The sequence below is a fragment of the Methyloversatilis universalis FAM5 genome (genome assembly GCF_000214035.2).
GTDB lineage: Bacteria > Pseudomonadota > Gammaproteobacteria > Burkholderiales > Rhodocyclaceae > Methyloversatilis > Methyloversatilis universalis.
The window spans coordinates 190264-205364 of the sequence record NZ_AFHG01000053.1; the positions used below are offsets into that span (position 1 = coordinate 190264).

Annotated in this window: 13 protein-coding genes and 1 pseudogene; 11 read left to right on the forward strand and 3 right to left on the reverse strand. The window is 67.3% G+C overall.

All coding sequences use genetic code 11. The annotated features are described in order from the left end of the window. Positions 1–138 precede the first annotated feature (138 nt). The 3 genes from METUNV1_RS14905 to METUNV1_RS14915 form a co-directional block, all read right to left on the reverse strand. Positions 139–600, reverse strand: a complete 462-nt coding sequence (locus METUNV1_RS14905; protein ID WP_008063203.1) for a Smg family protein — start codon at positions 598–600, stop codon at positions 139–141. Positions 601–682: 82 nt separating this feature from the next. Further along, entirely contained in the window at positions 683–1774 is a 1092-nt protein-coding gene (gene dprA, locus METUNV1_RS14910; RefSeq protein WP_008063204.1) for a DNA-processing protein DprA, read from the reverse strand. Positions 1775–1793: 19 nt separating this feature from the next. Next, positions 1794–2810: a LysM peptidoglycan-binding domain-containing protein gene (locus tag METUNV1_RS14915; protein WP_008063205.1), complete on the reverse strand. Its 1017-nt coding sequence runs from the start codon at positions 2808–2810 to the stop codon at positions 1794–1796. 256 nt (positions 2811–3066) lie between these two features. On the opposite strand from METUNV1_RS14915, the gene def reads away from it, so the two are divergent. The 11 genes and pseudogenes from def (at position 3067) to METUNV1_RS14970 (ending at position 14984) form a co-directional block, all read left to right on the forward strand. Further along, entirely contained in the window at positions 3067–3570 is a 504-nt protein-coding gene (gene def, locus METUNV1_RS14920) for a peptide deformylase (RefSeq protein ID WP_008063206.1), read from the forward strand. Continuing rightward, positions 3570–4520 carry a methionyl-tRNA formyltransferase gene (fmt, locus tag METUNV1_RS14925; RefSeq protein WP_008063208.1) on the forward strand — a complete coding sequence of 317 codons (951 nt, stop codon included), beginning with the start codon at positions 3570–3572 and terminating at the stop codon, positions 4518–4520. Before def ends, fmt begins: the two co-directional genes overlap by 1 nt. A 125-nt stretch (positions 4521–4645) precedes the next feature. After that, positions 4646–5500 carry a zinc metalloprotease HtpX gene (htpX, locus tag METUNV1_RS14930; RefSeq protein WP_008063210.1) on the forward strand — a complete coding sequence of 285 codons (855 nt, stop codon included), beginning with the start codon at positions 4646–4648 and terminating at the stop codon, positions 5498–5500. Between the two features lie 108 nt (positions 5501–5608). After that, positions 5609–5998, forward strand: a complete 390-nt coding sequence (locus METUNV1_RS14935; protein ID WP_193374318.1) for a DUF2237 family protein — start codon at positions 5609–5611, stop codon at positions 5996–5998. Positions 5999–6147: 149 nt separating this feature from the next. Continuing rightward, a complete protein-coding gene (rsmB, locus tag METUNV1_RS14940; RefSeq protein ID WP_008063214.1) occupies positions 6148–7398 on the forward strand; it encodes a 16S rRNA (cytosine(967)-C(5))-methyltransferase RsmB in 1251 nt (416 codons plus the stop codon). Further along, positions 7349–7960: a DUF4390 domain-containing protein gene (locus METUNV1_RS14945; RefSeq protein WP_008063215.1), complete on the forward strand. Its 612-nt coding sequence runs from the start codon at positions 7349–7351 to the stop codon at positions 7958–7960. Before rsmB ends, METUNV1_RS14945 begins: the two co-directional genes overlap by 50 nt. After that, the gene (locus METUNV1_RS14950) at positions 7957–10059 is read left to right on the forward strand and encodes a sensor histidine kinase (RefSeq protein ID WP_008063216.1); all 2103 of its coding nucleotides are present in this window, start codon (positions 7957–7959) and stop codon (positions 10057–10059) included. Before METUNV1_RS14945 ends, METUNV1_RS14950 begins: the two co-directional genes overlap by 4 nt. 15 nt (positions 10060–10074) lie before the next feature. After that, on the forward strand, positions 10075–11322 hold the full coding sequence (locus METUNV1_RS14955) for a sigma-54-dependent transcriptional regulator (protein WP_008063217.1): 1248 nt from the start codon (positions 10075–10077) through the stop codon (positions 11320–11322). Positions 11323–11536: 214 nt separating this feature from the next. Continuing rightward, positions 11537–12379: pseudogene (locus METUNV1_RS14960) on the forward strand (magnesium chelatase domain-containing protein); the annotation flags it as partial. A 229-nt stretch (positions 12380–12608) separates the two neighbouring features. After that, positions 12609–14216, forward strand: coding sequence for a hypothetical protein (locus METUNV1_RS14965; RefSeq protein WP_008063219.1), 1608 nt, complete (start codon positions 12609–12611; stop codon positions 14214–14216). A gap of 465 nt (positions 14217–14681) precedes the next feature. Further along, positions 14682–14984 (forward strand): helix-turn-helix domain-containing protein, encoded by a 303-nt coding sequence (locus tag METUNV1_RS14970; RefSeq protein WP_008063220.1) that lies wholly within the window; start codon positions 14682–14684, stop codon positions 14982–14984. The last annotated feature ends 117 nt before the right edge of the window (positions 14985–15101 follow it).

Consider the following 15101-nt stretch of genomic DNA (forward strand, 5'->3'; position numbering starts at 1 on the left):
TCAAGCGGCGTGAAAGCGGCGCATGATAGGGACAAAAAATCGGAACAGGCAAGACACGTCGCAACGACGCCATATTTATTGCATGACGTGCATCACCCGGCGGCACGGCCTGTGCCGCCGGCGCAGCGGCGTCCGGCCTCAGTGCGGCGCGCGCGGTTCGTCGTCGTCGGACAGCAGTTCTTCCAGTACCAGCGTGTCGGTGGTGACCTGCTGGTTCCACAGCACCATCAGCACGATCACCTTGAGCTGGGACAGCGACACATCCTCGTCTTCGAGCGCGAGTGCCCGCTCGACCACGATTTCGCGGGTGAGCGCATTGATGGCGCCCGCTTCTTCGAGAAAGGCGAGAAAGCCACGGCATTCGGTGTCGAGACGTGACATCTCTTCCGACGAATACAGGCGGATGGAGCGGCTTTCTGCCTCGATGCGCGGCTTGTCCGCGCCGCCGGCACTTTCAAGGCCGGACAGCCAGCCCATGGCTTCCTCGATTTCGTCCTGCTCGAAGCCGGCGGCCGACAGCTTGCGTGCAAGCTGGTTGGGCTCGGGATAACTGTCCAGATGCGCGTAAGTTTCGAAAAGATAGACCAGAACGTCGATCATGATTCGGCTCCGCGCGAGCCGGTCGGCGGGGAAGCCCACCGGCGGGTTTGTCACCCGGCGACGCGCTGGGCGCTTCGCCGTGCTACTTCAATCGCTGGAAACGTCCGTCGGGCAGCGTCGCCACCCGGTCTTCGAGTTCCAGTGAGAGCAGCATGGCGGAGAGGGTGTCCGCCGTCAAGCCGGTATGTTGCGACAGCAAATCGATACCGACCGGGTCGAAACCCATCGCGTCGAGCACGGCACGCTGTGCGTCGCCGGCCGGTTCCGCGGCGGACGACGCCGCCGGCGCGGACGATGCCGGCTGCAGTTCGGACAGGATGTCGCGCGCGTCATCGACCAGCTTTGCGCCCTGCCGGATCAGCTGATGGCAGCCCTTGGACAGCGGCGAGTGGATGGAGCCGGGAATGGCGAACACCTCGCGCCCCTGTTCGCCGGCCAGTCGCGCGGTGATCAGCGTACCGCTGCGCGCGGCCGCCTCGACCACCAGCACGCCGCGCGCCAACCCGGAAATGATGCGATTGCGGCGCGGAAAGTTGTCGCGCAGCGCCGGCGTGCCGAGCGGAAATTCGGTCACCACCGCGCCCTGTTCTGCGATGCGGCGGGCCAGTTCCTGATTGCGCGACGGATAGATGCGGTCGGCGCCGGTGCCGATCACCGCAATCGTGCTGCCGGCCCCCTCCAGCGCGCCGGCATGGGCCGCCGCATCGCAGCCCAGCGCCAGACCGCTGACGATGGTGAGCCCGCCGCGCGACAGCTCACGGGCGAACTGTTCGGCGTTCGACGCCCCCTGAGCGGTGGCATTGCGGGCGCCAACGATGGCGAGGGCACGCGCGTTCAGCAGTTCGACCCGGCCCTTCACGTAGAGCAGCGTGGGCGGATCGGCGATCTCGAGCAGTGCCTGCGGGTAGGTGGGATCGGCCAGCGTGACCAGATGGTTGCCGGGCTGGGCAGCCCAGTCCAGCGTGCGTGCGACCTGATCGTCCGCGTCGAAAGCGGCCAGCGCGCGCGCCACCCGGTCGCCGACAGCGGCACGCACCGCGGTGCCGGCGGCGGCAAAGATGCGTTCGGGCGGGCCGAAGGCGGACAGCAGCCGGCGCTGCGATTCCAGCCCGACGCCGCGGGTCAGCGTGAGCCGCAGCCAGGCGGCTGCGGATTCCGGACTGTCTAGCGGCACGCCCTGGCGCGAGGCAGGATCAGGGCTTGCGGAAGCGGTCGCCGACCGTGATCGGACGCTTGGCGTCCATCACCAGCGCGTAGGAAATGGTGTCGTACACGCGGAACACGAACACCAGACCGGAACGTTCGTCCGGCAGCTGATAGGTGTCGATCTTCTGTTCTTCGCGGATATCGACCTTGGCGCCGGCCAGATAGGCGGCGAACACGTGACCGATCTCGACCCCGTCGTTGGCGCCGCGGTTCAGCAGCACCACGTTGTGACGGCCGGACGAGGCGACGCCGCCGACGATGCGCGCAACGCTGCCCTGGATGTCCTTCTCCGGCGCACGCGGCGCATAGGCCACCAGCTCGGGCGGACGCGCCGGCACCAGCCGGTCGCCCTTGCCGATCTCGAACTGCGACGCCACGACCTGGAAGGTGGCGGGTTCGCCCTCGCGCACCAGCTTCAGCTCGCCGAGGTATTCCGCCTCGTAGCCGATCACCTGCTTGGTTTCGGGATCGCGGATCGGCGCCGCCGGACGGTAGGCGTGCCAGTTCGGTGTCTTGTCGGTCACGCCGCTCACGTAGGCGGTGTCGCCGCTGCTCAGGTAGACACGGCCCTCTTCGGTGCCGACGATGCGCGGCGCGGTGTCGTTGAAGCTCGCTTCAACCACGATGGGCTTGGCCAGGAAGGGTTCGATCGCCTTGTGCGGAATCGACGCAATCGGTTCCTTGAGCGGCTCTTCGTAGGTTTTCGGGCTCAGCTTCACCGGCTGGGCGACGCGCAGTCGCGGCGAGCCGCCGAAATCCTCCAGATAGACGATCTGACCCGGGTAGATCAGGTGGGGATTGCGGATCTGGTCCTTGTTCAGACGCCACACCTCGGGCCAGCGCCACGGTTCCTTCAGGAACAGGCCGGCGATACCCCACAGCGTGTCCCCCGGCCGGACGACGTGGCGATCGGGCGCGTCATGGGCCAGGGCCGGCGCTGCCGACTGGGCGAAGGCGGTCGCGCTTGAAAGGGCGACCAGCAGGGAGCATATAATCTTGCGCATGGTGTGGCCTCGCACGGACAGGCCGGAAAACCGCGGATTCGCGCGCCTCCGGAACCTGCCTCGGGTTTGCCTTTCAATATGGTCGTTACGAACCTGATCTTACGTACTGGCCCCGCCTGAACTGAAGGGCCGCCGGTATGCAGACGCACACCGGCCGCCGAAACGCCAAGCGCATGCCGAAGTGTAGCAAGCAGCGTCATCTAATGACAGTCTGCATGAAAATACCCCGCTAATCCATTAAATCAGCACGACTTTTATGGCCCTGCTTCCGATTCTGAAGTTTCCTGACCCCCGCCTGCGCAAGAAGGCGGCGCCGGTTGCCGCGGTGGATGACAGCCTCCGCCGGCTGGCCGCCGACATGGCCGAAACCATGTACGCCGCACCGGGCATCGGACTGGCCGCCACCCAGGTGGATGTACACAAACAGGTGATCGTGATCGACATCAGCGAGGACAAGTCGGGCCTGATCACGCTGATCAACCCGCGCATCGTCGAACGCGACGGCGAGCAGGTCTATGAAGAGGGCTGCCTGTCGGTACCCGGCATCTACGACAAGGTCACCCGCGCCGAACACGTGAAGGTGCGCACGCTGACGCTGGACGGCAGCGAAACCGAGATCGATGCGCATGGCCTGCTGGCGGTGTGCATCCAGCACGAAATGGATCACCTGCAGGGCAAGGTGTTCGTCGACCACCTGTCGCAGCTGAAGCAGACCCGCATCAAGACCAAGCTCGCGAAGCAGGCGCGCGAGAGCGCCTGATGCCGCCCGCCCCCGCCCGCCGGCCGCGCATCGCGTTTGCCGGCACCCCCGAGTTCGCCGCCCGCGCGCTCGACGCGCTCGCCACCTTCGACTGCGACATTCCGCTGGTGCTGACCCAGCCGGACCGCCCGGCCGGCCGCGGCATGAAACTCATGCCCAGCCCGGTCAAGCAGCGCGCGCTGGCGCACGGCCTGACGGTCGCTCAGCCGGATACCCTGAAGACGCCGGAACTGCGCGCGCCGCTGGTCGAGGCCGCGCCCGACCTGCTGGTGGTGGTCGCCTACGGCCTGCTGCTGCCGCGCGCCGTGCTCGACATCCCTCGTCTCGGCTGCATCAACATCCACGCCTCGCTGCTGCCGCGCTGGCGGGGTGCGGCGCCCATCCACCGCGCGATCGAGGCGGGCGACGCCCGCACCGGCATCACGCTGATGCAGATGGACGAAGGTCTGGACACCGGTCCGATGCTGGCCGAACGCACAGTCGACATCGCCGCCGACGACACCACTGCAACACTGCACGACAGGCTGGCCGTCACCGGCGCGCAACTGCTGATCGACACCCTGCCCGCGCTGCTGGCTGGCCGCATCAGGGCGGTGCCGCAGCCGGCCGACGGCGCCTGCTACGCGGCCAAGATCGGCAAGGCCGAGGCGGCGCTGGACTTCCGCCGCCCGGCGGTCGAACTCGCCCGCGCGATCCGCGCCTTCAATCCCTTCCCGGGCGCGCTGATGACGGTGGACGGCACGCCGATCAAGCTGTGGCGGGCTCGCGTCGAGCCGGCGAGCGGCGAGCCCGGGCGCATCCTCGCGGTCGGCGACGACGGCGTCGTGATCGCCTGCGGGGAAGGCGCGCTGCGCGTGACCGAACTGCAGAAGCCGGGCGGCAAACGGCTGCCGGCGGCCGATTTCCTGCACGGCCATCCGCTGGTGGTCGGCCAGCGCGCCGAGGGGTGACCCGTCGCCGCAGCCGCGTCGCCCGGGTTTCCTTGTAAGCGCAGTTTTCAACGGCGCCATCGCTTGAATTTCTTGCTTCGCGCACGATCTATAGTGCGCATCCTCTCTTACTGAAAGGTATTCGAATGTTCGGCAACTGGCTCAAGACCTCGATACTGATGGCGGGCATCGTCGCGCTGTTCGGCGTGGTCGGTGCAGCCATCGGCGGTCAGCAGGGCATGCTGATCGCACTGCTGTTCGGCGGCGCCACCAATCTGTGGGCCTACTGGTTCTCCGACAAGATGGTGCTGCGCATGTACAACGCGCGCGAAGTCGACGCCGCCTCGTCGCCGTATCTGTACAACATGGTGGCCGAGCTGGCGCAGCGCGCGCAGCTGCCGATGCCGCGCGTCTACATCATCGACGAGGCGCAGCCCAACGCCTTCGCCACCGGCCGCAATCCGGAAAACGCCGCGGTGGCCGCGACCACCGGCATCATCCAGATGCTGTCGGCGCGCGAACTGCGCGGCGTGATGGCGCACGAACTGGCGCACGTGAAGAACCGCGACATCCTGATCTCGACCATTTCGGCGACCGTGTCCGGCGCGATCTCCGCGCTGGCGCAGTTCGGCATGTTCTTCGGCGGCAGCCGCGACGAGGAAGGCCGGCCGACCAATCCGGTGGTGGGCATCATCGTCGCCATCCTGGCACCGATCGCGGCCATGCTGATCCAGATGGCGATTTCGCGCACCCGCGAGTTCGGTGCCGACCGCGAAGGCGCAGCGATCTCCGGCGACCCGGAATCGCTGGCCAGCGCGCTGGCCAAGATCGACGCCTACGCCCGCGGCATTCCGATGCCGACCGCCGAAGCGCATCCGGAAACCGGCCAGATGATGATCATGAACCCGCTGTCCGGCGGCGGCCTGCGCGGCCTGTTCAGCACCCATCCGGCGACCGAGGAACGCATCGCGCGACTGCGCGAGCTGGCACGCGGCCGCTGAGCCGCGCGACACCTCCGCCTCATTGCGGCATCATTCCGCAGTGTGCGCTGCCCTGACCGGCGGCGCGCACTGCGGTTTTTCTTCGTACCCAGACAGGACGGCATGGCCATGGACAGAGGCTGGAACGGTGGCGGCGGCGCCCGCAACGTACTGGGCGGACCGCTCGAACCCTGCTCGTTCAAGCCGATCACCGGCTTTTTCCGCGATGGCTGCTGCAATACCGACGAGAACGATTTCGGCTCGCACACCGTGTGCGCGGTCATGACCGACGAATTCCTCGCGTTCTCTCGCGGCCGCGGCAACGACCTGTCGACGCCGCGGCCCGAGTACGACTTCCCCGGTCTGCGGGCCGGTGATCGCTGGTGCCTGTGCGCCGCGCGCTGGCGCGAAGCGCTGGAAGCCGGGCAGGCGCCGCAGGTCATCCTGGTCGCGACGCATGAGGCGGCCCTGCGCTACGCACCGCTCGAGGCACTGAAGGCGCACGCCTGGACCGGCTGAGCCGCCTACAATCCGCCACCCGCACCCATACCTTCAGCGTCTTGAATTCTCACCACCGCTCCTCCGGACGTCCCGCACCGGGCCCGTCCTCCCGCCCGCCTGCACCGCCGTCCAACCGTCTGCCCGCGGATTCGCTGGCCGCAGCCCTGGTGGACGCGGCCCGCGCGGTCGCCGCCGTCACCGCCGGCGAAACGCTGGATGACGCCTTCGCGCGCATGTCGGACGGCCTGTCCGACAACGGCGCGGCGGTACGCGACCTTGCCTACCAGTGCCTGCGCGCGCACGCCGGCATCGACCGCCGGCTGGCGGTGCTGGTGCCCAAGCCGCTGCGCGAGGCCGACCGGCAGGCGCTGCTGCGGGTAGCGCTGTGCCGGCTGGAGGCGCGGCCGGACGGTGCGCACACCACGGTGAGCCAGGCGGTGGACGCCGCCCGCGCGCTCGGCGGCGACCGCTTCGGCGGCCTGATGAACGCGGTGCTGCGCAACGCCCAACGCCGCCACGCCGAACTGGAGGCCGCGGTCGCGGCCGACGAGGCGGCCCGCCTGCAGCACCCGGCCTGGTGGCTGGACCGGCTGCGCGCCGACCACCCGGACGACTGGGCCGGCATCGCCGCCCAGGGCAACAGCCATCCGCCGATGGCGCTGCGGGTGAACCGCCGGCGCAGCACGGTCGACGCGGCCGCCGCAGCGCTGGCCGCCGCCGGCATCGGCGCCCAGGCACACGGCACGACCGGCCTGCTGCTGGACAAGCCCTGTCCGGTGTCGCGGCTGCCCGGCTTCGCCGAGGGCGTGCTGTCGGTGCAGGACCTCGGCGCACAGGGGGCGGCTGCGCTGCTCGACGTCGCCGCCGGCCAGCGGGTGCTCGACGCCTGTGCCGCGCCCGGCGGCAAGGCCTGCCATCTGCTCGAAGCGGCGGACGTCGATCTGCTGGCGCTGGACCACAGCGAGGCACGTGCGCAGCGCATCGCCGACAACTTTGCCCGCCTCGGCCTGCCCGGCCGCATCGCGGTGGGCGACGCCGCGCGGCCGGACGACTGGTGGGACGGCCGCCCTTTCGACCGCATCCTGGCCGACGTGCCGTGCAGCGCTTCCGGCGTGGTGCGCCGCCACCCGGACGCGAAATGGCTGCGCCGGCCGAAGGACATCGCCCAGTTCGCGTCGCAGCAGCGCGCCATCCTGGACGCGCTTTGGCGCGTGCTGGCGCCGGGTGGTAAATTGCTCTATGCCACCTGCTCGGTGTTCCGCGCCGAGAATCAGGATCAGGTGGCCGCCTTCGCCGCCCGCCATCCCGACTGCCGACGCCTGACCCTTTCCGGTGCGCCCGACCTGTCACTGTTGCCGACCGCCGAGCATGACGGCTTCTACTACGCACTGCTGCAGAAAGCCGCGGACGCTGCGTGAGGCGGCGCGCGCGCTGTTCGGCGCACTGCTGCTGGCCGCGCTGACCGCGCACGCGCTGGCGGCCGGCGTGCAGATGCGCGACGTGCGGCTGGACCACGGCGATGACGGCTACCAGCTGTCGACCGACATCAGCGTCACGCTGACCCAGCGGCTGGCCGATGCGGTCATGCGCGGTGTGCCGCTCTATTTCGTGCTGGAGTTCGAGATCAGCCGGCCCCGCTGGTACTGGCTGGACGAGGACGTGATCGAGCGCAGCCAGACCTATCGGCTCAGTTACCACGCACTGACCCGGCAGTATCGGGTATCGACCGGCGCACTGCACCAGAGCTTCGAAACGCTGGACGAGGCGCTCAAGCTGATCGGCCGGCTGCGCAGCTGGACCGTGGTCGACTACGGCCGGATCAAGCCGGGCGAAAGCTATGTCGCCGCGCTGCGGCTGCGGCTGGACGTGACCCAGCTGCCCAAACCGTTCCAGCTCAGCGCCATCGGCAACCGCGACTGGACGCTGGAATCCGACTGGCAGCGCTGGGGCTTCACCGCCCAGCCGCAGGAGGCGAGATGAAGGTTTTCATCATCGCCACCACCGCGATCAGCGGCGTGCTACTGCTGCTGCTGTCGCTGGCCAGCGAGAACACCCAGCTGTTCGCGCGCAACTACCCGCTGCTGCTGGGTCTGAACATCACGGTGGCGATCGGCCTGATCGGCCTGGTCGGCTGGTTGGTGACCCAGCTGCTGCGCGAGCACCGCGCGGCGGTATTCGGCTCCCGGCTCAAGCTGCGGCTGTTCGCCGCCTTCGCCGCACTGGCGGTGGCGCCGGGAGCGCTGATCTATGTGCTGTCGGTCAGCTTCGTGTCGCGTTCGGTCGATTCCTGGTTCAACGTGCGCATCGAGCAGGCGCTCGAGGGCGGCCTCAACCTCGGCCGCAACACACTGGACTACGTGTCCGCCGACCTGCTGGAAAAGGCCCGCGCGATGGCGCGCGAACTGGCGGATACGCCACTGATCCGGCGCGACGCCCGGATGGACGTGCTGCGCGAACAGGCCGGTGCGGCCAGCGCCACACTGTTCTCGTCGGCCGGCCGGGTGCTGTCGACCAGTTCCGCCGCCACCCGGCTGGTACCGCCGCTGCCGTCGCCGTCGCAGCTGCGCCAGGCGCGCCAGGGCGCCGGTTTCGCGGCGGTGGACACCGACAGCGGCGACGGCCTCACGGTGCGCGCGCTGGTGTTTGTCGGCAGCGCCTCGCTCGCCTCGGACGCGCCGGTGCTGCAGCTCACCCAGCCGCTGCCGGCTTCGCTGGCCCAGAACGCGGAAGCGGTGCAGAGCGCCTATCGCGACTACGAAGAACTGTCGCTCGCGCGCGCCGGCCTGAAACGCATCTTCGCGCTGACGCTGACCCTGGCCCTGCTGCTGGCGCTGCTGTCGGCGCTGGCGGTGGCCTTCGTGATCAGCCGCCGCATGTCGGCGCCGCTGTCCATCCTGGCGCGCGGTACCGACGCGGTGATGCAGGGCGACTTCAGCCCCATCCCTGCCGTTGCGTCGCGCGACGAGCTGGGTACGCTGACCCAGTCCTTCCGTCGCATGACGCAGCAGCTCGAGGACGCCCGGGCGCAGGCCGAACGCAGCCGGGCGGAAACCGAAGCCGCGCGCACCTATCTGGAAGGCGTGCTCGGCAACCTGTCGGCCGGCGTGCTGGCCTTCAGCCCGTCCACCAAGCTGCGGGCCGCCAACCAGGGCGCGATGGCCATCCTCGGCGACACGCTGGACGGCTGGGAAACGATGACGCTCGCACAGTGGCCGCGCCACCCGGAACTGCGCGACACCATCGTGGCGGCGATCGACGAAGGCCATGAATCGTGGAGCCGGCAGATCGACATTCCCGACCCCTTCGGCCCGGCCAAGACCCTGCTCATCCGCGGTTCGCAGCTGCCGGCAGCCGGTGGCGGCGGCTTCGTGGTGGTGTTCGACGACATCACCCAGCTCATTTCCGCCCAGCGCAGCGCCGCCTGGGGCGAAGTGGCGCGCCGGCTGGCGCACGAGATCAAGAACCCGCTGACGCCGATACAGCTGTCGGCCGAGCGGCTGCAGTTCAAGCTGTCGGACCGGCTCGATCCGGATGGCCAGAAAATGCTTGCGCGCGCCACCACCACCATCGTCGAGCAGGTGGAGGCGATGAAGAACATGGTGAACGCCTTCCGCGACTACGCGCGGCTGCCGGCGCCTGCGCTGGCGCCGCTGGATCTCAACCATCTGGTGGACGAAGTGCTCGGCCTGTACGAAACGTCGGCCGCCCGCATCGAGCGCCAGCTGGCCACCGACCTGCCCGATGTGGCGGGCGACGCCGGCCAGCTGCGCCAGGTCATCCACAACCTGCTGCAGAACGCGCAGGACGCGCTGGCGGAAGCCGACACGCCCTGCATACAGATACAGACCCGGCGCCGGGGGGGGCGCGCGGAACTGGCGGTGCGCGACAACGGCAGCGGCTTTCCGCCGCAGGTGCTGGCGCGCGCCTTCGAGCCCTATGTCACGTCCAAGGCACGTGGCACCGGGCTCGGCCTGGCCATCGTGAAGAAGATCGTCGATGAACACGAAGGCCGCATAGAAATAGAGAACGTCGCGCCGCATGGCGCGGAAATCCGCATATCACTGCCGCTGGCGGCATGAAGGAAGCAGGCAACAATGGCTCGCATACTGGTCGTAGATGATGAGATGGGGATCCGGGAGCTGCTGTCGGAAATCCTCAGCGACGAAGGGCATGACGTGACGCTGGCGGAGAACGCCGCCGCGGCACGCACTGCACGCGCCGCACAGAAGCCGGATCTGGTGCTGCTGGACATCTGGATGCCCGACACCGACGGCATTTCGCTGCTGAAGGAATGGGCGTCCGGCGGCCAGCTCACGATGCCGGTCATCATGATGTCCGGCCACGGCACCATAGACTCGGCGGTCGAAGCCACCCGCATCGGCGCCATGGATTTCCTGGAGAAGCCGATCGCGCTGGCCAAGCTGCTGGCCGCGGTCAAGCGCGCGCTGGCGCGCGGCAGTTCGCCGGAACAGCGGCCGGCCGCACCGTCCCTGGCCGCTGTCGGCCGCAGCGGCCAGCTGCGCGACCTGCGCCGCAAGGTCGAACAGATGGCGGCGCGTTCGCGCGTGCTGCTGCTGCGCTGCGGGCCGTCCAGCTTCGGCGAACTGGCAGCGCGCACGCTGGCCGCGCCCGGCCGGCGCTGGCTGGAACTGGCCAGCCTGAGCGGCCCGATCACGCAGGAACAGCTCGACGCCGCGCGCGGCGGCGTCATCCACACCGGCGATCTCGGTCACCTGTCGCGCATGCAGCAGAAGAACATCGCCTTCGCGCTCGACCGGCTGGACCGGCTGGACGCCCGCCTGATCGCCAGTTCCGCGCTCGGCCCGGCCGAACTGCAGGCCGCCGGCTGGGAAGACGCGCTGCTGGCGCGGCTGTTCGAAATCGTGCTGCCGCTGCCGACGCTGGCCGAGCTGCGCGACGAAGTGGCCGATCTGGCCGAGGACGTACTGAAACATCTGGTCGACGCCGGCGAAGTGCCGCCGCGCCGGCTGCCGGAGTCGGTGCGGCCGCTGCTGCGCCAGCACGCCTGGCCCGGAGGCTATGCCGAACTGGTGGCGGCGCTGCGCTCGGCTGCGCTCGCCTCGCTCGACGACGAGCTGGACGCCGCCTCGCTGCGCACCCTGCTGCGCCCGGGCAGCGCCCCGGCCCTGCCCGGCCTGGACCAGCCGCTGCGCGAAGCGCGCGAAGCCTTCGAGCGCATGTACTTCGAGCACCACATGGAGCGCGAGGGCGGCAACATGACCCGGCTGGCCGAGCGCTCAGGGCTGGAACGCACCCACCTGTACCGCAAGCTCAAGCAGCTGGGTCTGCCGGTCGGCCGTCGCGGCGAGCACCACGACTAGGTCTTTCGTGCGGCACCCGGACCGGCCGGCGGCGGGCGGACGTGGTGGGAGCGGCGCCTCGCCGCGATACCGCCCTGAAACCGGAGCCGTGCGCACCCACAGACGCCATCGCTGCAGAGACTTCGCACCCCGCCTGCCATAGCCGGACAATCCGTGGCGCCATGCCTCCGGCATTTCCAGATAGACTTCCGCCGTCACATTTCATGACGTAAGAATGTCTCTCGCCATCCTGCGCAGCCGTGCTCTGGCCGGCATGCATGCCCCAGAAGTCGCGGTCGAGGTCCATGTCGGCAACGGCCTGCCCGCCTTTTCGCTGGTCGGCCTGCCGGATGTCGAGGTGCGCGAGGCGCGCGACCGGGTGCGGGCGGCCATCCTCAGTTCGGGCTTCGACTTCCCGGCCCGGCGCATCACGGTCAATCTGGCGCCGGCCGACCTGCCCAAGGAATCGGGCCGTTTCGACCTGCCGATCGCGCTCGGCATCCTGATCGCGGCCGGCGCGCTCGACGCGCCCGGCTGCGACGGTTTTGAATTCGCCGGCGAACTGTCGCTGAACGGCGCGCTGCGCCCGGTGCGCGGCGCGCTGCCGATGGCGCTGGGCGCCCGCGCGGCCGGCCGGGCCTTCGTGCTGCCCGCCGCGTCCGCCGCCGAAGCGGTGATGGCCGGTGGCCTGACGGTGCTGGCCGCCGGCTCGCTGCTGGAGGTGTGCGCCCACCTGTGCGGCCAGTCCGCGCTCGCGCCGGCACAGCCAGAGACCTGCACGCCGGGGGACGACGGCCCGGATCTGGCCGATGTGCGCGGACAGCTGGAAGCGCGGCGCGCGCTCGAAGTGGCCGCGGCAGGCCAGCATTCGCTGCTGCTGTCCGGGCCGCCGGGCACCGGAAAGTCCATGCTCGCGGCGCGCATCGCCGGCCTGCTGCCGAGGCTTTCCGAGGCGGAGGCGCTGGAAACCGCAGCGGTGCTGTCGGGCGCCGGTCTGTTCGAGCCCGCGCAGCTGGGCCGCCGGCCCTTCCGCGCGCCTCACCACTCGGCCAGCGCCGCCGCGCTGGTCGGGGGCGGCTGTAACCTATCAAAATAAGCGCGAAGTTATCGAATATGTTGCAACCGTAATTGCCACACACTGTCGCGGTCGGGCCGATGGTAAGTGGCGGATTTACCAACACTTTCTTATCGCATGACATTGAGTGGCCATCCATCCACTCTCTTGGCACCCCAACCATCCGAACGATCTTAGTGATGCGCACCCGTTCTATTGCTAGAGTCTCGCGCTTTTATGCACGCGAGTCCGCATGGTCAGCGATGAAGAAAAGTGGAGGCTCAGCCTCCGCATAGCCGCCTTTCCCAATGACAACAAGGAGTGGCAGATCGACTGGTTCGGCGCCGTGAGATATCGGAACAGATACGCGCAGGGTAGCCAGATCTCAGTCGAAGTTCATCTGTCCCGTGCGCGCCTTTTTAAGCACAAGTATCAAAACAAGGAAGATGTCTGCACTTGCTGGGTGTCTGTTGGCACCCTTGTCGTTCTTCGAATCGGGGATCGATGGAAAAATCAGCGGTTCGTGGGTAACTCTAAGGGTGCCACCGAACTATTCCCCGACATTGACGTGCAGCCCACCACGTGGAGCTACGTGAAGGCGGGTGGCCGACACCCGGATACAGGCGAGTATCTGCTCCCCTTCGCAGAGCATCCTGAACATCAGAACAGCACGAAGTCAAACTGCGTCGAGGTTCGACTACCCAACGACAAGTTTCTGATGATCCCCTGCATGGAACTGATTAGGTTCTACTTCGGTTCTTCATCCAAGCTCATAGGGAAGCTCTTCACGCCAGGCCTCAGGCGTTCTGACCTGGGTGTCGCTCAACACTTTCCAGGCCTGACGCAACTTGACCTAGGCCCGGGCATTCGCGGACGCAGTGCTTCCGACGTCGCTCGAATCTTGGGAGACAACGAAGCATGGAAGGCAGCCGCCGCCATCTCCTTATCTGGAGTAGGAGATGACTCAACAGAGGGAGGCAAGTACCGCAATTCGCACTTTCCGTTTGTGGGCAAGACCTCACTCAGCGCTCGCGGAGTCTGGGTTAGGCGCGGCAACGACGACGAGGGCTCGTTCGTAGTGCACGAGTTGCTCTCCTGCTCGCACCCTTTCCCCTTTCAGCGTCTGCGATACCGCGAGAGTGATGCCTGTGGGGATAGGGATGGCGACAACGCTCAACAGCAAGCACGCGCTAAGCCCAAAGTGCCCAGCAAAGCAGAGCTCGTCGACAAAGATGCTTCGACGTCGCTGACTCCGGCGACCTACGTGATCTCCCGCAGACGAAAGTTTCCCGATCTGGAAAAAAAGCCTGTCTTTGCCCAGAAACCGACTGCAGCGCGAAGACCGCAAGGCGCTGAAGTGGCGATGGGGGTCACGCCTGCGACAAAGCTAGTGGCCGTGGGAGATCCGCTCGGATCCTTGGAGAAAATTCGGAGCATCGACATCGTCGAAGCGGGCGACTTTCTGGCTTGGGCGCTTTCCGCCTGTCAGCATCTTGCGGGTTACTACGCAAACGTCATCAACGCTTCGCCCGACGTCATCCTCCATAAAGTTGATGTTGATGCCGAGAAACACATCGTTCAGTTTGAAGGCACATCCTATGCTGTCAGGGAAATCGCCTTCATAAAGCTAACGAGTGAGGCTACCGATGAGAGCTCGCTGCTCACGCTGATCCGGAGTGCGGAGTTCGTGTTCCCGCTTTGCACACGTCTACACGAGCCGGGAGATGACAACCGCCTTATCTCCGAATCCAAACGTCCGACCGCCCTGAGGTTAGATCGAGATGAGACGATTCGGGTGCCGTACAACGGAGCGAGCGCCGAATCGAAGCTCTTGGCGTGGTTAGAGAGCCGTCGACCCTAGCGAACCGTTGAACGCCATCCCGATCTCGTTTTTGAGGCAGCGTGGTGTCTAGAAGATGCGTGCGATTCAGTATCACTGAACTGGGAATCCAGGACCAATAAATCGAGGGGATCAGGGGTAGGTCGGGATCGTTGATTGAGCGACGTTTCCCGGGCCCTATCCTTGACCATAAGGCGCCGGGACACACTGAACCTTCTGCCTGTTACAGTGATGACAACAGGCTGGATTCTTTCCCGACGAGACGGCGGCGGCATGAGCGGCGGCATGAGCGGCGGCTACCGCACACCGCTGTCGGCCCGGATCGGCAGCCGTTACGTGTTCCTGCATGGGTTCCCCAAGAGCGACAAGGCAAAATCACGCAGGACGAGAAGAAGGCGCTGCAATGCGCCGGCAAGGTGTTCCTGGAACTGTCCGCCGAGGCTTTGTCGAAGGCGTTGCAGTCGGGTGCGCTATTGGAGGTGCATTGTGAGCACGATCATTGAACCCCTGCGTGGCGACCTAGCTGCGCTCCACGAAGCGGGAGCGATCAGCAAGGTGACGATGCGCGAGTTCGACGCGATCTGCCCGCCGCCAGTGGGGGAGTTCAGCACTGCCGACATCAAACACCTGCGCGAAGCCCTGAATTTCAGCGAGCCGATGTTCGCGCTTCATTTGCACACTTCGGCCTCGACCGTGCGCAAGTGGGAGCAGGGCGAAACCCATCCCGCCGGGCCAGCTCTCAAACTGCTCAATGTCATCGCCGACAAGGGCTTGCAGGCCATCATCTGATGCCTAACGAGGGAGACAGGCATTGGCGACGCGAATTGACCCTTTCAGCTCACAGCACCTTGAAGCCGCCTGTCGTGTGCTGGCCGATACCGAGCGCGGTTTGAGCGGGACGGAGAT

What these genes read in the sequence shown, in the direction of transcription:
- METUNV1_RS14965 (WP_008063219.1), top strand. Translation starts at nt 12,609, where the DNA reads ATGGTCAGCGATGAAGAAAAGTGGAGGCTCAGCCTCCGCATAGCCGCC.
- METUNV1_RS14935 (WP_193374318.1), top strand. Translation starts at nt 5,609, where the DNA reads ATGGACAGAGGCTGGAACGGTGGCGGCGGCGCCCGCAACGTACTGGGC.
- METUNV1_RS14915 (WP_008063205.1), bottom strand. Translation starts at nt 2,810, where the DNA reads ATGCGCAAGATTATATGCTCCCTGCTGGTCGCCCTTTCAAGCGCGACC.
- def (WP_008063206.1), top strand. Translation starts at nt 3,067, where the DNA reads ATGGCCCTGCTTCCGATTCTGAAGTTTCCTGACCCCCGCCTGCGCAAG.
- METUNV1_RS14955 (WP_008063217.1), top strand. Translation starts at nt 10,075, where the DNA reads ATGGCTCGCATACTGGTCGTAGATGATGAGATGGGGATCCGGGAGCTG.
- htpX (WP_008063210.1), top strand. Translation starts at nt 4,646, where the DNA reads ATGTTCGGCAACTGGCTCAAGACCTCGATACTGATGGCGGGCATCGTC.
- METUNV1_RS14945 (WP_008063215.1), top strand. Translation starts at nt 7,349, where the DNA reads ATGACGGCTTCTACTACGCACTGCTGCAGAAAGCCGCGGACGCTGCGT.
- METUNV1_RS14950 (WP_008063216.1), top strand. Translation starts at nt 7,957, where the DNA reads ATGAAGGTTTTCATCATCGCCACCACCGCGATCAGCGGCGTGCTACTG.
- fmt (WP_008063208.1), top strand. Translation starts at nt 3,570, where the DNA reads ATGCCGCCCGCCCCCGCCCGCCGGCCGCGCATCGCGTTTGCCGGCACC.
- METUNV1_RS14905 (WP_008063203.1), bottom strand. Translation starts at nt 600, where the DNA reads ATGATCGACGTTCTGGTCTATCTTTTCGAAACTTACGCGCATCTGGAC.